This window comes from Flavobacterium sp. WC2509 (assembly GCF_052683105.1).
In genome coordinates, this window is sequence record NZ_JBQZFG010000001.1 from 2,181,477 (window position 1) to 2,200,573 (window position 19,097).

18 protein-coding genes and 1 tRNA gene are annotated in these 19,097 nt (G+C 31.7%); 12 read left to right on the forward strand and 7 right to left on the reverse strand.

The window, feature by feature from the left end:
• Nucleotides 1-5: 5 nt before the first annotated feature.
• Genes ACUN3A_RS09195 through ACUN3A_RS09210 form a run of 4 tightly spaced genes read left to right on the forward strand, consistent with a single transcriptional unit; the run spans nucleotide 6 to nucleotide 4,340 of the window.
• Nucleotides 6-221, forward strand: a complete 216-nt coding sequence (locus ACUN3A_RS09195) for a DUF350 domain-containing protein (protein ID WP_445550992.1) — start codon at nucleotides 6-8, stop codon at nucleotides 219-221.
• Entirely contained in the window at nucleotides 214-1,734 is a 1,521-nt protein-coding gene (locus tag ACUN3A_RS09200) for a polyamine aminopropyltransferase (RefSeq protein ID WP_445550993.1), read from the forward strand. The genes ACUN3A_RS09195 and ACUN3A_RS09200 overlap by 8 nt, the downstream gene beginning before the upstream one ends.
• Entirely contained in the window at nucleotides 1,709-3,337 is a 1,629-nt protein-coding gene (locus tag ACUN3A_RS09205) for an FAD-dependent oxidoreductase (protein WP_445550994.1), read from the forward strand. The genes ACUN3A_RS09200 and ACUN3A_RS09205 overlap by 26 nt, the downstream gene beginning before the upstream one ends.
• Nucleotides 3,315-4,340, forward strand: coding sequence for a hypothetical protein (locus ACUN3A_RS09210; RefSeq protein WP_445550995.1), 1,026 nt, complete (start codon nucleotides 3,315-3,317; stop codon nucleotides 4,338-4,340). The genes ACUN3A_RS09205 and ACUN3A_RS09210 overlap by 23 nt, the downstream gene beginning before the upstream one ends.
• Nucleotides 4,341-4,373: 33 nt before the next feature.
• On the opposite strand, the gene ACUN3A_RS09215 is transcribed toward ACUN3A_RS09210, so the two are convergent.
• Together ACUN3A_RS09215 and ACUN3A_RS09220 are read right to left on the reverse strand one after the other, a co-directional pair.
• A protein-coding gene (locus ACUN3A_RS09215; RefSeq protein ID WP_445550800.1) for an IS3 family transposase occupies nucleotides 4,374-5,641 on the reverse strand; the annotation gives its coding sequence in 2 pieces (ribosomal slippage) (nucleotides 4,374-5,302 and nucleotides 5,302-5,641; 1,269 coding nt in all).
• 96 nt (nucleotides 5,642-5,737) lie between these two features.
• Nucleotides 5,738-7,861: a Tex family protein gene (locus tag ACUN3A_RS09220; RefSeq protein ID WP_445550996.1), complete on the reverse strand. Its 2,124-nt coding sequence runs from the start codon at nucleotides 7,859-7,861 to the stop codon at nucleotides 5,738-5,740.
• 87 nt (nucleotides 7,862-7,948) lie between these two features.
• Here ACUN3A_RS09220 and ACUN3A_RS09225 point away from each other — a divergent pair, with 87 nt between their 5' ends.
• A complete protein-coding gene (locus ACUN3A_RS09225; protein ID WP_445550997.1) occupies nucleotides 7,949-8,209 on the forward strand; it encodes a DUF1294 domain-containing protein in 261 nt (86 codons plus the stop codon).
• 77 nt (nucleotides 8,210-8,286) lie between these two features.
• Here ACUN3A_RS09225 and ACUN3A_RS09230 read toward each other — a convergent pair whose 3' ends face one another.
• From ACUN3A_RS09230 to ACUN3A_RS09240, 3 genes are all read right to left on the reverse strand, one after another.
• Nucleotides 8,287-9,207 (reverse strand): cation diffusion facilitator family transporter, encoded by a 921-nt coding sequence (locus ACUN3A_RS09230; protein WP_445550998.1) that lies wholly within the window; start codon nucleotides 9,205-9,207, stop codon nucleotides 8,287-8,289.
• Nucleotides 9,208-9,213: 6 nt separating this feature from the next.
• Nucleotides 9,214-9,642: a ribose 5-phosphate isomerase B gene (rpiB, locus tag ACUN3A_RS09235; protein ID WP_445550999.1), complete on the reverse strand. Its 429-nt coding sequence runs from the start codon at nucleotides 9,640-9,642 to the stop codon at nucleotides 9,214-9,216.
• A gap of 881 nt (nucleotides 9,643-10,523) precedes the next feature.
• Nucleotides 10,524-10,757 carry a DUF2007 domain-containing protein gene (locus ACUN3A_RS09240; RefSeq protein WP_445551000.1) on the reverse strand — a complete coding sequence of 78 codons (234 nt, stop codon included), beginning with the start codon at nucleotides 10,755-10,757 and terminating at the stop codon, nucleotides 10,524-10,526.
• 107 nt (nucleotides 10,758-10,864) lie between these two features.
• On the opposite strand from ACUN3A_RS09240, the gene rnr reads away from it, so the two are divergent.
• The 3 genes from rnr to ACUN3A_RS09255 all read left to right on the forward strand — a co-directional run bounded on the left by rnr (nucleotide 10,865) and on the right by ACUN3A_RS09255 (nucleotide 14,536).
• A complete protein-coding gene (rnr, locus tag ACUN3A_RS09245) occupies nucleotides 10,865-13,045 on the forward strand; it encodes a ribonuclease R (protein WP_445551001.1) in 2,181 nt (726 codons plus the stop codon).
• A gap of 113 nt (nucleotides 13,046-13,158) precedes the next feature.
• Nucleotides 13,159-13,827: a head GIN domain-containing protein gene (locus ACUN3A_RS09250; protein ID WP_445551002.1), complete on the forward strand. Its 669-nt coding sequence runs from the start codon at nucleotides 13,159-13,161 to the stop codon at nucleotides 13,825-13,827.
• Nucleotides 13,828-13,858: 31 nt separating this feature from the next.
• Nucleotides 13,859-14,536: a LysE family translocator gene (locus ACUN3A_RS09255; protein WP_445551003.1), complete on the forward strand. Its 678-nt coding sequence runs from the start codon at nucleotides 13,859-13,861 to the stop codon at nucleotides 14,534-14,536.
• A 222-nt stretch (nucleotides 14,537-14,758) separates the two neighbouring features.
• On the opposite strand, the gene ACUN3A_RS09260 is transcribed toward ACUN3A_RS09255, so the two are convergent.
• Nucleotides 14,759-14,829: transfer RNA gene (locus ACUN3A_RS09260), tRNA-Cys, on the reverse strand.
• A gap of 85 nt (nucleotides 14,830-14,914) precedes the next feature.
• Entirely contained in the window at nucleotides 14,915-15,283 is a 369-nt protein-coding gene (folB, locus tag ACUN3A_RS09265) for a dihydroneopterin aldolase (protein WP_445551004.1), read from the reverse strand.
• Nucleotides 15,284-15,445: 162 nt separating this feature from the next.
• Between folB and ACUN3A_RS09270 the strand changes: the two genes are divergently transcribed.
• The 4 genes from ACUN3A_RS09270 to ACUN3A_RS09285 all read left to right on the forward strand — a co-directional run bounded on the left by ACUN3A_RS09270 (nucleotide 15,446) and on the right by ACUN3A_RS09285 (nucleotide 19,071).
• A complete protein-coding gene (locus ACUN3A_RS09270) occupies nucleotides 15,446-17,566 on the forward strand; it encodes a glutamine--tRNA ligase/YqeY domain fusion protein (RefSeq protein WP_445551005.1) in 2,121 nt (706 codons plus the stop codon).
• Nucleotides 17,567-18,123: 557 nt separating this feature from the next.
• Complete coding sequence (locus ACUN3A_RS09275) at nucleotides 18,124-18,453, forward strand: YtxH domain-containing protein (protein WP_445551006.1); 330 nt, start codon at nucleotides 18,124-18,126, stop codon at nucleotides 18,451-18,453.
• Nucleotides 18,454-18,463: 10 nt separating this feature from the next.
• Nucleotides 18,464-18,814 (forward strand): competence protein, encoded by a 351-nt coding sequence (locus tag ACUN3A_RS09280; RefSeq protein WP_445551007.1) that lies wholly within the window; start codon nucleotides 18,464-18,466, stop codon nucleotides 18,812-18,814.
• A gap of 2 nt (nucleotides 18,815-18,816) precedes the next feature.
• Nucleotides 18,817-19,071 carry a DUF6327 family protein gene (locus tag ACUN3A_RS09285; protein WP_445551008.1) on the forward strand — a complete coding sequence of 85 codons (255 nt, stop codon included), beginning with the start codon at nucleotides 18,817-18,819 and terminating at the stop codon, nucleotides 19,069-19,071.
• The last annotated feature ends 26 nt before the right edge of the window (nucleotides 19,072-19,097 follow it).

Consider the following 19,097-nt stretch of genomic DNA (forward strand, 5'->3'; position numbering starts at 1 on the left):
ACACTATGGATATTTTAACTATGAAACCCGTTTTAGCTTCAATTATTTTTTCCCTTATAGGAATTGTCATTCTGTTGATAGCTTATTTTATCATTGAAAAATTGACTCCCGAAAATACTTGGGACCAAATTTCAAAAAACAATAATGTGGCTTTAGCAATTGTTTTTGCTGCCTTTATCATTGGGATGTCAATGATTATTAGTGCCGCAATTCATGGGTAAAAAGTTTTTAAAATTTGAATACTTACTGCTTTTTGCCGTATTTACTATTGCCACCTGCGGATTAGTTTACGAACTGGTCGCGGGTACATTGGCCAGTTATTTATTGGGCGATTCGGTAAAGCAATTCTCTTTCATTATTGGAGTCTATCTTTTTTCGATGGGAATTGGCTCTTATTTTTCAAAATTTCTGACCAAGAATCTGCTCAACACTTTTGTTGAAATTGAAATTCTGGTTGGATTAATCGGTGGTTTAAGTTCGGTTATTTTATTTCTGCTGTTCGAGAGCATCTATTCCTTTCAATTTATACTTTACTTTCTCGTTTTTGTAACAGGCTGTCTTGTGGGGTTGGAAATTCCGCTGTTGATGAACATCCTGAAAGACAAAGTCGAATTTAGAGATTTAGTCTCTAATGTTTTTACTTTCGATTACATAGGGGCATTATTAGCATCTATACTGTTTCCACTTGTTTTAGTGCCAAAACTAGGCATTATGGGCACTTCCTTATTCTTTGGAATGATTAATGTTTCCATTGCTATTGCCTTATGTTATCTGCTCAAAAAAGAATTAAAAAAAATAAACCTTTTAAGAAGCAAAGCGATATTGTCTTTTTTAATTTTATTGGCGGTGTTCATATTCTCCGATAAAATTTTATCCTATTCAGAAGGAAAACTGTATGGGGAAAGCATCATTTATACCAACACAACTCCTTACCAAAGAATCGTTTTAACCCATAACAAAAGTGATTATCGACTGTACCTCAACAACAATTTACAGTTTAGCTCAGCTGATGAATACCGCTATCACGAAGCTTTGGTACACCCTGCCCTATCGATGGCAAAAAGCGTGGCCAACGTTTTGGTCTTGGGTGGTGGCGATGGATTGGCCGTCAGGGAAATATTGAAATACAAAGACGTTAAAAAAATAACTCTAGTCGATTTGGATGAAGGCATGACAAAAATGTTTAAAACCAATACAATTTTGACTGGTTTTAATAAAAATTCGCTCAACAATCCTAAAGTTAGTGTTTTCAACAAAGACGCTTATATTTGGGCAAAAAACTGTCAAGAAAAATTTGACGTAGTAATTATTGATTTTCCGGATCCGTCCAATTACAGTTTAGGAAAATTGTATTCGCTTAACTTTTATGCCACAGTTCAAAAATTATTAAACCCAGATGCGGTTGCGGTTATACAAACCACTTCTCCCTATTTTGCCCCAAAATCTTTTTGGTGTATCAATAAAACGGTGATGCAGGCTTTTCCGCAAGTGGATGCTTATCACGCTTATGTGCCTTCGTTTGGCGAATGGGGTTATACCATTGCCATAAATGGTTTTGGCACCACATTTAATACCGTAAACCGAAAAGTAAATACGCTTCGTTTTTACAATTATCAGTTTGATAAATTCAACTATTTTTCTCAGGATATGATTTCAAAAGATATCGAAATCAATCGATTAGATAACCAAATTTTAGTACGCTATTTCGATGAAGAATGGGGAAAAATACAATAATTCCAGAAGAAACTTCTTCAAAATAATAACGGCTTCTTTACTGATTGCTCCTTTCTTGGATGCCTGTAAAGAAAAAGCAATTACGATGATGATCCGATTATCGGGAACCAATCATATTTTAGGGCACAAACTTCGCCTCAAAAATTTTCCAAAGCCTACAAAGGAAATTTCAATTCCTTATTTAATTGTTGGCGGAGGAATTACAGGTTTAAGCGCCGCCAGACAATTGACCAAAAAAGGAATTACCGATTTTTTGATGGTCGAATTAGAAGATCATTTGGGCGGTAATTCATCCAATGGTGAAAATAAATATTCTAAATATCCATTGGGCGCACATTATTTGCCTTTGCCAAATATGGAAGATAAAGCCTTGTTGCAGTTTTTGGAAGAAGAAAAAATCATATTGGGTTATGATTCCAAAGGCTTTCCAAAATTTGATGAAACCCAGCTTACCTTTGCTCCTGATGAACGTCTGTTCTATAAAAATAATTGGCAGGAAGGTGTCGTTCCAAAGGAAGGTAATACAGCTTTGGAAGATGAAGAATTAATTCATTTTTTTAAATTAATGGATGGATTTAGATCGCAAAAAGACGAACTAGGAAAATATTGGTTTATGATTCCGCTCTCCCAATCCTCTCAAAATAAAGAACTGAAAGAGCTTGATTCCATCACGATGAAACAATGGTTTGACAGCAATAATTTTACATCCGAACCGCTTTATAATTATATTGATTATTGCTGTAAGGATGATTTTGGCTTGGGAATTGAATACGTTTCGGCTTATGCCGGTATCCATTATTTTGCCGGAAGAAAACAAAATTCTTCCGAAAACAAACAAGATACTGTTCTTACTTGGCCGGAAGGAAATTCGCGATTAGCCCATCATTTGCAAAAATATGCGAAAGGAAAATCGTTAAAAAACCACTTGGTTTTCCAAATTCAAACCAATAATAATAAAGCAGTTGCAACCGTTTTTGATAATAAAACAAAAACTACCATTGCCATAACAGCTGATAAAATTTTGCTTGCGACCCCTCAGTTTGTAAACCAATATCTTTTGGAAAACAGGAAAAATTTAGCTTCAAATTTTCACTACACACCTTGGTTATTGGCGACATTAGTAGTTTCAGATTTGAATGATAATGGCAGTTTTCCGCTGTGTTGGGACAATGTAATTTATGGTTCAAAAGGGCTAGGGTATGTCTATGATCAACAGCAATCTTTACAACAGCTTCAGGATAAAAAAGTAATTACATATTACTATAGTTTTTCTTCCTCCGATTTAAAAAGAACACGCAGGGAATTCTATAAAAAGCCTAAAGAATATTGGAAACAAATGGTTTTTGATGACTTAAAAATAGCACATCCCAATATTGAATTGCTTACAGAAAGCATTGAAATTCATTTATTAGGACACGGAATGATAAGTCCTGTACCCGGTTTTATTTATAGCGAAGCCAAAAAAGATGCCTCTCAATCCATTGCCAATAAAATCTTTTTTGCCCATAGTGATTTATCAGGCATTTCAATTTTTGAAGAAGCCTTTCACCAAGGAATTAACGCAGTAAATACAATGATTGATGCAACAGCCCTGGATTCATAAACCAAAAACGGATAGCCTGTTTATTTTATCGCCTTCTTTTTTGGTGGTTGCCATCGTGTTTTTATTCCAAAATCAACTCCATCAAATCGAAGATAAATATTCGTTTTATACTTGGCTTTTCCTGATTGTTTTTATTGATGTAGCCCACGTATATGCGACTTTATTTAAGACCTATTTTGTGGCAGATGAATTTCAAAAAAGAAAAAAATTATTGATTGGATTGCCGATTCTTTGTTTCTTGATCGGAATGTTTCTGTTTTCTTTCGGAAGTGGTGTTTTTTGGTCTGTATTGGCTTATATAGCGGTTTTCCACTTCATAAGACAGCAATACGGTTTTATGCGTTTATATGCCCGTAATGAACCAAAAAAATGGGCTTGGATTGACAATCTGGTTATTTATACCGCGACAATTTATCCAATGCTGTATTGGTTTTTATCGGCACCCAGAAAATTTAACTGGTTTGTCGAAAATGAATTTTTCCGTTTCCAAAATCCGTTTTTAATTACTATTCTAAGCTGGATTTATGGTTTTATACTTGTTTTTTATGTACTAAGAACTAGTTATTTAGCGTTGAAAAACAATTGTTTTAATATTCCAAAAAATGCAATAATTGTAGGGACAATTTTGTCTTGGTATTTTGGAATCGTTTATTTTAATAATGATTTGATCTTTACTTTGCTTAATGTCGTTTCCCATGGAATCCCATATATCGCCTTAATCTATCTGAAAGAAATCGATAAAAAACCAGTTTCAGATTTGAATTGGCTACATTATTTCAAACATTTCAAGGGACTTTTGCTCTTTCTTGCCATTTTGATTTTTATTGCTTTTTCGGAAGAATATCTTTGGGAAATTTTGGTTTGGAACGAACAATTTTCAGGCACTGCAAAAGATTTTTCCAATTGGTATTTTTTAGTGGTACCGCTATTAACGGTACCGCAATTTACACATTACCTCTTGGATGGGTTTATTTGGAAAAACAATAAATTTGAGTTGTCCTGAAAAAGGTTGACTCGATTAATATTATAAAATTAGTTAAATCGGGACAGAATTACTTCTGTTCCGATTTATTTTTTTCCATCGTTTTAGTTTAATATTATTTTGAGAATGCGCTTGATTAGGAGTAAGCATATTTATAGACAAATGGACTCTAATTTGATTGTAAAACAGAATAGATTCTTCGACTTGCTTTTTTAAGTTTTCAACATTCTCAAAAATTTCAAATAATCCAAACTCTTCTTTTAAAATTCCATTTACCCTTTCTGCAATTGCATTTTCATAGGGATCATAACTTTGCGTCATGCTTATCCGAATGTTGTTTCTGGATAAACATTCGGTATATTCTTTGCTACAATACTGCAAGCCTCTGTCTGAATGATGTATAAGATTGTTACTGTATTTTCTATTAATAACAGCCATTTTTAAAGCTTCTAATGTAGAAGCTGCCATTAAATTATCCGATAATTTATAGCCCACAATTTTCTTCGAATAGGCATCTGTTATCAGATGTAAATAATGTGTTTTATCTTTAGTTCTAAGGTAAGTAATATCAGCTACCCAAATTTGCTCAGGCCTTTTGATTTCTATCTCTTTAATTAAGTTTGGATATTTACGCATCCAATGTCTTGAATTGGTTGTCTTGTAATATCTTCGAACTTTCGGAACTAATAAATATTCATCTCGTAAAAAATCAAATAATTTATCTCTGCCTATCTTTATTTGATGTTTCTTAAAATCATCTTTCAACATAAAATATAGTTTTTTACCTCCCGTTTTGGGCAGTTTTTGACGCACTGACATCACTAAAGAGTTTAGGCACTCTTTGTCTAAACCTGATTTTAACAGATGTGTTTTTCGTTTATAATAAGCTTGTTTGCTATACCCAAACAATCGACATATTCCCTGAGGACTAATCCTGTAAATATGATTTATTTCTTGGACTGCTTGGAACCAGACTTTTTTACAATCTCAACTTTTAGCTCTCGTTCGGCTATTTCTATAAACTTTTTAAAAACCAACAATTCTTGTTCTTTCTTGGCTAATTGTGCTTCAAGTTCTTTGATGCGCTGAGATTGAGGATCTTTCATAGGACGGCCAATGGTTAGTTTATCTTGATAGGTAAATTTACCATATTTTTTTAACCAACGGGGTATACAGCTGTTACCACGAATATTATAGCGCCTGCGAAGTTCCGCTTTTGTAAATAATCCCTGTTCAAATTCTTTTACTACTTGCTTTTTGAATAGCTCTCCGAAAGTTTGTGGAGCTAACGGCTTTTTGAATTCTTTTCTTTCTGTTGACATAATTAAGGTAATTATAGTCAACTTTTTTCAGGACGAGACAATTTAAATAAAAAGCCCAATTATCTGAATGTTTTCAAGATAATTGGGCTTTCCTTTTTACAAAACCATCGTCAACTGAATTCTTTTCCTGTCCTCATCCACCTCCACAACTTTTACGGTAACGTGTTGGTGTAATTTAACAACCTCATTAACATCGCTCACAAATCCGGCTTTCAGTTGGGAAATATGAACTAACCCACTTTCTTTAACTCCAATATCGACAAAACATCCAAAATTGGTAATGTTATTCACAATTCCAGGAAGAATCATGCCAGTCCTAACATCTTTTATCGATTTTACATTCGGGTCAAATTCAAAAATAGTAGCTGCTTTTCTTGGGTCTAATCCCGGTTTTTCAAGCTCTTTAATAATGTCTTTCAAGGTCAAAATTCCAATATCGGGAGTAATGTAATTTTCGGGTTTAATTAAAGCTGTTTTCTCTTTATTGGCAATCAGATCGTTTACAGTTATTTTCAAATCTTTGGCCATCTTTTCAACAATGGAGTACGCTTCGGGATGTACAGCCGAATTATCCAAAGGATTCTTCGCATTCGAAATTCGGATAAAGGCTACTCCTTGCTGATAAGCTTTGTCGCCCAAACGAGGTACTTTTTTGAGTTGTTTTCTGTCGGTAAAAGGGCCGTTTTCAGAACGATAAGTCACAATGTTTTCGGCAAGCTTCTCTCCTATTCCACTCACATAACTCAACAAATGTTTACTCGCTGTATTAATGTTTATCCCAACCGAATTCACGCAGCGAATCACCGTAGAATCTAACTCTTCTTTCAATTTATTTTGGTCTACATCGTGTTGATATTGTCCAACTCCAATTGCTTTTGGATCAATTTTCACCAACTCGGCCAAAGGATCTGATAATCTGCGCCCAATAGAAACCGATCCACGCACCGTAACATCATAATTAGGAAACTCATCTCTCGCAATCTTCGACGCCGAATAAACGGAGGCTCCAGCTTCTGAAACAATGAAGACCTGAACAGGCTTGTCAAAAGCAATTTTCTTAATGAAAAATTCCGTTTCTCTAGAAGCCGTTCCGTTTCCTATTGAAATAGCATCAATATTATACGCATTAACCATCGATTTTATCTTTTTCATCGCCATAGCAGTTTCATTCTGAGGTGCGTGCGGATAAATGGTTTCATTGTACAACAAATCCCCTTTCTCATCCAAACAAACCACTTTACAACCTGAACGGAAACCAGGGTCAATCGCCAAAATTCGTTTTTCTCCCAATGGCGGAGCTAATAACAACTGCCCTAAATTATTCGCAAATACTTGAATTGAATTGGCATCCGCTTTTGACTTTGCTTCCTGCAATGTTTCATTAGAAATCGCGGGATTTAATAAACGTTTATAACTGTCCTCAATCGCTAATTGAATGTGTGGCGTCGTACTGTTATCGCCTTTTATAATTAATTCGTCTATAATATCGTAAGCATCATCGAGCTCTACATCCACTTTGAACTTGATAAAACCTTCATTTTCGGCACGCATTATAGCAAGCAAACGATGCGAAGGCGCTTTGGTCAACGGCTCCGACCAATCAAAATACTGATTGAATTTCTGGGCGCCTTCCTCCTCTTTTTTTGCCTTAACCACTTTGGTGGTGATTGTCGATTTGCGCTCAAACAATCGTCTGAGTTGCTTTCTGACGTAGATATTTTCATTAATCCATTCGGCAACAATATCTCTTGCTCCCTGCAGAGCCGATTCTTCATTGATTACATTCTCATTCAGATATTGTGTCGCTAAGAAATCAACATCATCTTTACTTTGCGCCATAATTATCTTGGCCAAAGGTTCCAATCCGTTCTCTCTTGCCACATCAGCTTTAGTTCTTTTTTTCTTTTTATATGGCAGATAGAAATCTTCCAATTCCTGTAAATCAAAACTTTGTTGGATTTTTTTTTCTAATTCCGGCATTAAAGCATTTTGTTCCTGAATGGATTTCAAAATCGCTTCTTTACGTTTTACAATCGTTTCATACTCTTTTTGATATTTAGCAATTTGTTCGATAAAAACTTCGTCAAGATTTCCGGTTTTGTCTTTTCGATAACGGGAAATAAACGGAATCGTGCAGTCTTCCTGTAGTAATTGAACCGTGTTTTGAATATTGATTGTTGCTGTCGCAACATGTTTTGAAATGAATTGTAAGTTGGTCATTGTAAATTTCTGTTTAAAAAGGAATCTTTTTCTTTGAAAAAAAGAGATGCTAAAATACTATCTTTAAATTTTAATTGAACTCCAATTATGATTTTATTATATTCTTTTTTAGCCCTAAATATAATTGCTTTTGTGTTAATAGGCTACGACAAAAAATTAGCTCAAAACAATAAAAGAAGAATTTCCGAACAGACACTTTTAGGCTGTGTTTTTTTTGGAGGAACAATCGGTTCTGGATTAGGAATGCTAACTTTCAGGCACAAAACTTCAAAAAAAAGTTATCTTTTAAAATTTTGGTTAATTGTAATTATACAATTTTTGATAGCCTGGTATTATTTAAACAATTAAAAATCATTATAAAAAAAGCTCAGTTTTTGACCGAGCTTGAATTATTTTTGATGCGAAGCATCCAATATTTTTTAAATCTAATCCTGAACAATAAAATCTTTAGAATCCTCTTCTTTTCTAAATTCAGGTTGAATATTAATGTGATTGATGTGAAATTTTTCTAATAAAACATGCTCAATTTTATCTAAAAGGATATTAAACTCACTCATTTTTATATCATTAGAGCAATCGAGATGTGCCTCAAGATGTAATTCCTCTTCGTTAAGATACCAAACGTGAATGTGGTGCAATTTGTTTACACCTGAAATTTTATGAACTTCACTAATAATATCATTTATATTAAGATGACTCGGCGTGAAAAGCATTAACATTTGAGTAGAATTTTTGAGTAAATCAAAACCAACAACTATTAAATAAATAGCAATTGCCAAGGTTAAAACACTATCAACCCAAAACCATTGAAAATATTTCATCAACAAACCGCCAATTAAAACTGCAACCGAAGCCAACATATCGCTAAACAAATGCAAATAAGCCGATTTCATATTCAGGTTTTTATCTGCATCATTTTTTAGCATAAAAACAGATAGACCATTCATAACAATTCCTAAAAGCGAAAGCCAAATTACTAATCCATATTGAACTTCTTGTGGATTAAAAAAACGCTCTACAGCTCCGTAAACTAAAAATAAAGCCACTATTATTAATGTCATTGCATTAACAAAAGCGGCTATAAGTTCAGCTCTTTTATAACCAAAGGTTTGGTTTAGAGAGGCTTTTTTTCTGGATAATTTGTGAGCAGCATAACTAAAAACCAATGAAAGTACATCCGAAAAATTATGCAAAGCATCAGACAGTAATGCTAAACTTCCTGAAATAATACCACCAATAATTTGTGAAACCGTAATAACTAGATTCAAAACAATCGAAAACAACAGGTTTTTACCTTCTACTGGAGGGTGGTGATGACCGTGATTGTGATTATGATGATGCTCCAAAATATATTAACAGCTTATTTTATTGACTCTAGTTTGGTGTCTTCCTCCTTCAAATTCAGTTTCTAAGAAAGTTTCAACAATTTCGATTGCTTGTTGAATAGATGTATATCTTGCTGGAATACTTACAATATTCGCATCATTATGCAAACGGGTCAAATAAGCAATTTCTTTAGTCCAACACAAACCAGCTCTAACTCCAGCATGTTTATTAACAGTCATTGCTATTCCGTTTCCGCTTCCGCAAATTACGATGCCAAAATCAGCTTTTCCTTCTTCAACATCTGTAGCTACAGGATGCCCAAAATCTGGATAATCTACAGATGCTTCTGTATCTGTTCCATAATTAGTAACCTCATGTCCTTTTGATTCTAAATACTGGACAATTGCTTTTTTATAATCTGGTCCTGCGTGGTCATTCCCTATCGAAATTTTCATTTTTTTTGTATTAAATTTAGAACTGCAAATTTAACCAAACTATTTTAGATATAAGACAAAAAGTGTTTTTCCCTTTATATTAATAATTAGGTAATAAAAGAGTATTTTAAAATAGCATGTAAGTCCCTGATTATAAGAAAATTTAGAGTTTATTAACATCTTTATATATTTGTAACAGTCTAAAAATCAATGTACAAAATGTAATATAAATGTTAATTTTCTAAGATGTTAATAGCGAAAGCTAAGTACTTGATATTCAGTTAACCTTAATTTAACAAAAACTGTTCATAACTTTGGATAGAATTTTAGAAGTTTTTTGTGTTTGTAAACAAAAAATAAGTAATCCAAAACTGATATTTAAAAACCAAATAAAGTTTGATGAATTTTTAGAAAAGTTATCAATAGTTTAAATACGGTTGTAAACAAAAAAATAAAATACACTTATTTACAATTTACATAATTTTTGAATTGTTAACAGTTGTTAACTAATCTTAAAAAAGTCCTAAAAACTAAATATTTAAGTATCAATTTCTATGTTAATAACTCAATATAAAAACCTAAAACTTCATTTCAACACAATTTTTTGGAAATTTATAGCAACTATTAACAAGCTATAATAACCATAAATAATTAATTTAAATTTAAATTTTCTTTTTGTTGTATTTAATATATGTTGACAACTTTGAAATTTTAAAACAAAGAAAAAATTTAAAACTATTCTGTTTCTTCAAAAATTGTTTTCTTTTTTTACTACTGTTGTTGTTTTGCAGGATTTGCGTGAGGGATTGAAGTGGAGCTCTCCCGATTTTTCATTGGGAAGCGGGAACGGAAAGCCCGACCCCTGTGGTCACGCCCAAAAAATTATTGAATTAGGAAATTTTTTAAACGATGTACAGTTTTGTATTCAAATTGTCTAGTATTTCCTGCACTTGTTCAAAATCGTTTAGGTGTACTTTTAGTTTGATGCCACCGTAAGCAAAGCTTGCCAATGGGTCGATGGAAATAATGTATTCGTTTTCGAAAAAATAATGAATTTCTTCCTGATCCAAAATATGTCTAAGTACCACAATTTCATGTGGATAATTAAAAATAGCAATCGTTTTAAAGTCTTTCATTTTTAATTTTTATATAAATGTAGTAAAGTTATTATTAGTTTAAAACTATAGTATAACAAGGAATAGTGAATACAATTTTGTAATTTTAGACTTTTAAGAAAAGATACATGAGTAAAAGATTAAGAAAGCCGATAAAGAAAGAGAAAGATTTCTCAGATAAAATTATAAAAATATTATCGCAAAGTGCCAATAAAGCCTTTAATTATAAGCAAATAGGAGCTAAGTTAGAATTAGACGATACCCAAAGTCGTAATCAGATTATAAAAGATTTAAAAATTTTAGCAGCTTCTAAAAAAATTATAGAATCCGAACCTGGAAAATATTTAATAAAAGCTACAAGTAGAGAGTATTACGAAGGAAAAATTGATATGACTGGTCGAAAAACGGCCTATTTTATTTGTCCAGAATTTGAAGAAGATGTTTTTATTCCATCTAATAATTTGAATCATGCTTTGGATAAAGATACCGTAAAAGTGTATGTTTATAACAAAAGAAGCGGAAGAAGAGCTGAAGGTGAGGTTATTGAAATTATTGAAAGAGCTAAAACTGATTTTGTTGGAGTAATTGATATTCAGAAGAATTTCTCTTTTGTTTCGACAGCCAATCCAAAAATGTACACCGATATCTTTATTCCAAAAGACAAAATAGGAGAGGCGGAGCAAGGAGATGTTGTTTTGGTTCACATTGAAGATTGGCCTGCAAGAGCCGATAGTCCTTTTGGAAAAGTGATAAAAGTTCTTGGAAAACCTGGAGAACATGATACCGAAATTCACGCAATTCTTGCCGAATATGGTTTGCCTGCAGAGTTTCCTATTGAAGTAGAAACTTATGCTCAAAAAATTGACACTTCGATTGAAGCTAGTGAAATTGCAAAGCGCCGAGATATGCGCGATACGCTGACTTTCACGATTGACCCAAAAGATGCTAAGGATTTTGATGATGCCTTGTCTTTTAAACAGTTAGAAAATGGTAACTATGAAATTGGAATTCATATTGCCGATGTTTCTTATTATTTGGAAGAAGGAACTATTCTTGATGATGAAGCTTATCAAAGGGCAACATCAGTTTATTTGGTGGATAGGGTAGTACCAATGTTACCAGAAGTGCTGTCTAATTTTGCCTGTTCATTGCGTCCGCAAGAAGAAAAATATACGTTCTCGGCTATTTTTGAAATTACCGAAAAATGTCAAGTGGTAAATCAATGGTTTGGTAGAACAGTAATCTTCTCTGACCAGCGTTTTGCTTACGAAGAGGCACAATATATCATAGAGACGAAAGACAATACCATTCCAGCAGAAACTTCTATTACTGGAAGCTCTTATGTTGTTTCTGATGAAATAGTAGCAGCTACATTAAAAATGGATCAGCTTGCTAAAATATTCAGAAGAAAAAGAATGAACGAAGGTGCTATTTCTTTTGATAAAGTAGAAGTTAAATTCAATTTGGATGCTGAAGGAGAACCAGAAGGCGTTTATTTTAAAGTTTCAAAAGATGCGAATCATTTGATTGAAGAATTTATGCTTTTGGCAAATAGAAAAGTGGCAGAATACATTGGTAAACAAAAGAAAACATTTATCTATAGAATTCACGATGAACCAAATGAAGATAAATTAATAGCAATGCAAAATCTGATTGCTAAGTTTGGTTATAAAATTGATTTCAGAAACAAAGGAGATATTTCGAAATCATTGAATGCTTTGATGGCAGAAGTAAACGGGAAAAAAGAACAGAATCTAATTGATACTTTGGCGATTCGTTCTATGAGTAAAGCTAAATATTCGACAGATAACATTGGACATTACGGTTTGGCTTTTGATTATTATTCTCATTTTACATCTCCTATCCGTCGTTATCCGGATGTTATGGTGCATAGATTATTGCAGTTTTATTTGGATGGAGGAAAATCAGTTGATGAAGAACTTTATGAAACTAAATGTTTACATTCTTCAACAATGGAAGGTTTAGCTACGAATGCCGAAAGAGATTCCATCAAATACATGCAGGTAAAATACATGCAGAATCATCAGGATCAGGAATTCTTGGGTGTTATTTCAGGAGTTACAGAATGGGGAATCTATGTAGAAATAATCGAAAATAAGTGCGAAGGAATGGTAAGAACTCGCGATATAAAAGAGGATTATTACACATTTGATGAAAAACAATATGCATTGGTAGGTGCCAATTCTAATCGTTTATTACAATTAGGTGATGAGATTTATGTAAAAGTTAAAAATGCTGATTTAGTAAAAAAACAATTGGATTTCAATTTCATTAAAAGAAATGAATAAGCTTTTTTAATAGTTACTGAGCTACTAAGTTTCTAAGAGTATTATATTTTTAAATCTTAGAAACTTAGATATTCAGCATCTTAGAATCTTTATTAATAATTAATTTTTAAAAAATGAAAAGAGTAATTTTAATAAGTTTTGTACTTATATCTCAATTTTCTTTTAGTCAGACGACTATAGAACTTAAGGATTTTGATGATGTAAAAGTATTTGATAAACTGAGGGTGACTTTAGTTGCTTCAAATGAAACTAAAGCAGTAATTACCGGAACAAGCCAAAGTAAAGTAGAAATTGTTAATAAGAATGGTCTTTTGAAAATAAGAATGCCATTAACAAAAATTTTGTCTGGTGACGAAGCAAAAGTGACTCTATATTTCAAAAAAATTCAGAGTATTGATGCCAATGAAGGAAGTAATGTAGATTGTGCCGATATATTCAAACAAACTACTCTTGATTTATCAACACAAGAAGGAGCTCAGATTATTGCAGTATTAGACGTCGAAAAAACAAATATAAAGGCATATTCTGGAGGAATTATTAAAATTATAGGGAAAGCAGTCACCCAATCAGTTTCGATTAATTCAGGAGGGATTTTAGAAGCAGGAGATTTAGAAACTTCTCAAACTACAGTAAGCTTATCTGCTGGTGGAAGTGCTGATGTAAAAGCTAGCTCTCTAGTGGATGCAAAAGTAAAGGCTGGAGGTACTATAACTGTTCATGGTAAACCAAAAGAATTAAGACAAGAAACATTTATGGGTGGAACTATTGTCCAGAAAGATTAAATTTGTAACCAATTTTTAAAGTCATTTTTTAATGATAAACGATATTTTGACAGGTATTCCGTGGGGAGTATTATTAAGTTTTATGATTGGCCCAGTATTTTTTATTTTACTTGAAACAAGTATTATTAAAGGATTTAGAGCCGCGCTTGTTTTTGATTTAGGAGTAGTTTTAGGAGATGTTTTTTTTATAACAATTGCTTATTTAGGAAGTTATAGACTTATTCAAAGTCTTAATGATAATTCTTCTTTATTTATTTTTGGAGGTTTTATCATGATGGCTTATGGTTTTATTTCTTTCTTAGGAACTAAAAAAGAAAAGAGAGTAAATACCAAAACCATTGACAATGAGATTATAAAAAAGAATTATCTAGGTCTATTTTTCAAAGGTTTTTTCTTGAATATTATTAATATTGGAGTTCTTGGTTTTTGGCTGGCTGTAATTATTTCAGTAGGACCAAAATTAGAAATGGAAACCTCAAGAGTGATTACGTTTTTTATCTCTGTTATTGTGACTTACTTGGGTATTGATTGCATCAAAATAGCTTTGGCTAAGCAGTTAAAACATAAAATGACACCAACTAATATTTATAAAATTAAAAGAGGAATTAGTGTAGTTTTAATGATTTTTGGTCTTGCTTTAATCATTCAAGGTTGCTTTCCAGAAGAAAAACAAATGGTTAAAAAAGCATTTGAGAAAATAGAAAAATAGATTTTTATAAAAATATTTTAAGGAGAAGGGACTATTATTAGTCCCTTTTTTTGTACTAATAATTAACCCTTTTAAGTGAGATTGCTTCGTTCCTCGCAAAGACATGTGTTAAGTCTTTGCGAGGAACGAAGCAATCTCACTCGCCGTTTTTTTTAGGATTGATCCTTATTAAATTTTAATAATAAGCATAAAAAAAGAGATACATTGCTGTATCTCTTTTAGAGGCATCGTCCGGATTCGAACCGGAGTAGGAGCTTTTGCAGAGCCCAGCCTAGCCGCTCGGCCACGACGCCATTCTTGAACGGATGGCAAAAGTAACTCAAATTTTTAAAGTTTAAAAGTTTAAAGTTAACTTTTTTCTGTTTTTTATGCCAATTACTACAAATTGAAATAGCGTTCTTCTTCCATTTCTATGGTAACAGCTTCTACATCACCACCAATAGGAGGATTTAATTTTGAAACACCTACTTTAATTTTTGTAATCATTTCTATTTCTTTTAATGCTCTATCAATAATTCTCTTCGTTACATGTTCCAATAAATTAGATCTGATAGCCATTTCTTCTTCAACAATCTTATTCAAATGCACGTAATCTACAGTATCTATTAAATTATCAGACTCAGCTGAATGCTTCAAATTGGCTTTTATTTCTAAATCAACACTATAATCTGAACCTATTTTTCCTTCTTCTATTAAACATCCGTGATATGAAAAAGTACGAATGTTTTTTAATTTTATTGTTCCCATTTTTATATTTTTTTCAGTAAAATGAAGTATTTTTTCTATTGATAAGTGTAAAATAATTGATGCAAATGTATTAAAAATTGGCTATTGTTTTTTCTATAAAGTCTATATTGTTATTGGCTGTTATCTATAATCAATTATTTATCTTTGCTAAAATTTTTAAAAATGGCATCAGAAGAGAAATCACTTCATTTTATTGAACAAATTATAGAAGACAGTTTAGCAAACGGTTTTCCACAAGATAAATTACGCTTTCGTTTCCCACCAGAACCTAATGGATATTTACACATTGGTCATGCTAAATCAATATGTTTAAATTTTGGTTTAGGTTTAAAGTATAATGCACCAGTAAACTTACGTTTTGATGATACTAATCCAGCCAAAGAAGAGCAGGAATATGTTGATGCTATTAAAGAAGATCTTAAATGGTTAGGTTTCAATTGGTCAGAAGAATTATATTCTTCTGATTATTTTCAGCAATTATATGATTGGGCAGTTGCTATGATTAAAAAAGGCAAAGCTTATGTTGACAGCCAATCATCTGAAGATATGGCAATTCAAAAAGGAACGCCTACACAAGCAGGAGTCGATGGACCTTATAGAAATCGTTCTATTGAGGAAAATTTGACTCTTTTTGAAGGTATGAAAAACGGTGATTTCCCTGAAGGTAGTCATGTTTTGAGAGCCAAAATTGATATGACATCTACTAATATGCTGATGCGTGATCCTTTGATGTACAGAATATTACACCGTCATCATCACCGTACAGGAAATGAATGGAATATTTACCCAATGTATGATTATGCACATGGTGAGAGTGATTATGTAGAACAGATTTCACATTCGATTTGTACATTAGAATTCGTGATGCACCGTGAATTATACGATTGGTTTTTGGATCAAATCTATGATGAAAATCAAGTGCGTCCACATCAATATGAGTTTGCTCGTTTGAATTTGAATTATACCGTTATGAGTAAGCGTAAGCTCTTGCAATTGGTACAAGAAAATATTGTAAATGGTTGGGATGATCCTAGAATGCCAACTATTTCAGGTCTAAGAAGACGTGGTTATACTGCAGCAGCAATTCGTAAATTTTGTGATGTAATTGGAGTTGCCAAGCGTGAAAATATTATCGATGTATCACTTTTGGACTTCTGTTTACGTGAAGATTTAAACAAAACTGCTCCAAGAGTAATGGCTGTTTTAGATCCAGTAAAAGTGGTAATTACTAATTATCCTGTAGGAGGAGAGGAGTGGTTAGATGCTGAAAATAACCAAGAAGACGAGTCTGCTGGTTTTAGAAAAGTGCCTTTTTCTCGTGAATTATATATTGAAAGAGATGATTTTCTTGAAGTGGCTCCTGCTAAATTTTTCCGCTTGAGTATTGGTAATGAAGTACGTCTTAAAAATGGATATATTATTAAAGGAGAGAGTGTTACTAAAGATGAAAATGGTGTAATAACTGAAATCCAAGTTACTTATGATACGGATTCTTTAAGTGGAAGTGGTACAGAAGCAAGTAAAAGAAAAGTAGCAGGAACATTGCATTGGGTTTCTATTTCACATGCAGTTGAAGCCGAAGTTCGTTTGTATGATCGTTTATTTATAGACGAAGCTCCAGATAGTCATAAAGAGAAAAGTTTCTTAGAATTTATGAATGCTGCTTCTTTACAAATTGCTAAAGGATATGTTGAACCAAGTTTAGCTGAAGCTAAAATTGGAGAAAATTTTCAATTTCAGCGTTTGGGTTACTTCGTTGTTGATAAAGATGCAACTACTTCAAAATTAGTATTTAACAAGACAGTTGGTCTTAAAGATGCTTGGGAAGAGAAAGGAAAAAAAGAAGAAAATAGCATTAATAATTCACTAAAAGATATTAATAAATATTTCAAAGTAGCTACAAGAGAGGAACGTATTGCAATTAGAAAAGCAATAGGGGAGACGTTGGCTGGAATTTCTAATTATAGTTTATTGCAAAATTCTTTTAGAAAAAACATTAACAACAATAAAAGTTCATTGCTGTTTGCTAATCTGATTTTGAAATATGCTAATTTAAAATCTTCGGATTTTGATAAAGAAGATTTGACAAAATTGTATTTGATGTCACTTCGAAGTGAATCTACTTTTGTCCGTTCTAGAGCAATTTTAAATTTAAGTAATTTAGATTATGATTTAGATTTTGTAAATTCCTTTAAAGAGGAAGTTTTGAAATTAAAAGCCAATCCTACCAAAAGTACTTCAGAAAGAGAATTGGAATTTATTGAAACTTTTTTAAATAAATAAGAATATAAATTTTACCTATTAAAAGCGCTTTTTATAAAGCGCTTTTTTTATTATATATATTAATGATTATTTTTTAAATTTTAATAAAAAATATTTATTAAAAATGACGTACATAAATTAATTTTAAAGCATTTTTTAAATTTGTTTATATCAAGTTACTTTTTTAAATTTTCGTTTATTAGGAGTTTTAATTTTAAGTTTTGCTTGAAAATTGTCTTTTTTCTGTTTCTGTTTTAGTTTCGGTTGTATTTTTCTGTTTTTTTGTAAAATTATTTTATCTATGGTTTTTATAAAACAATAAAAATAATTTATTATTAATATTATCTATTTTAAAAATAATTTACATCATAATTATTGATTAAAAACCACTTTCATATCTCTATTTTAATCTAATTTTTTTTAGTTTCTATATCAATTATCGTTTTTAGTTTTTGGATTCAAATAAAGCCTTTATTTCGCTTTTTAGTATGTTAATTTGTAGTTTAACGGCTTGTTAACATATGTTTGTTCATAAAGTTGTAAATTTATAAGTAGTAACTTTTAAAAATTTAATAAGCATGGCAAATAACACAGGAAATACAATAGTGGCAATTTTAGTTGGTGCAACAATCGGAGCAGGTCTTGGAATTTTATTTGCTCCGGATAAAGGTTCTAAAACTAGAGGAAAAATTAAAGATGGGTTTGATGATTTGAAACACAATTTTGAAGATAAATTACATGAGGTGACAGATAAAATCAAACACAATGGAATTTTAAGCAAAGATGACATCGATCACAATTATGAAAAAATTGTTTCCAACCTTAGTCATAAATCTGAAGATGTGATAACTTTTTTAGAAAATAAATTAGCTGAACTTAAAGTAAAAAATGCTAAATTACAGAAATAAAATCTAGTCTATGGCATTTGATAAAATAAAGGAAAATTCAGAAGATATTCAAAATCAAGCTCAAGCTTATTTAGAAAAATCAGCTTCTTATTATAAATTGTGGGGTTTCAAGGTTGCAATGAAATCAACCACGATGATTTTAAAGTTTACTTTGATTTTATTGTGCTTTAGTATGGTTTTATTATTTGGGTCTATTGCTACAGCTTTAGCTATTGGTATTTATTTTGATAGTTATGCGATTGGTTTTCTTTCTGTTGCTGGTATGTATTTAATTGCTACGTTTCTTTTGTTTTTAATTAAAGACAAACTAATAGAAGGACCAATTTTAGAAAAATTCTCAGAAATCTTTTTTAATGATTAATTATGGAAAATAAAAAATATTCTTCTTATGCAGCTATTGATCGTGATTTAGAGATCTTGAAATTAGAAAAAGAAATTAGCTATCAAAAAATAGTTTTAAGTATTCAAAAAACCAGAGATGCTGTTACTCCCGAAAATATAATCAGTGGATTTTTAGCTCCTTATAAAGAAAGTATTCCAAATCCTTTTAGGTCTATTTTGCAAACAATAGTTCCTTATGTTATCAGTTATTTTTTAAATAATAAAAAGGGTTTTTAAGTTTCTTTTAATATTAAATATAAAAA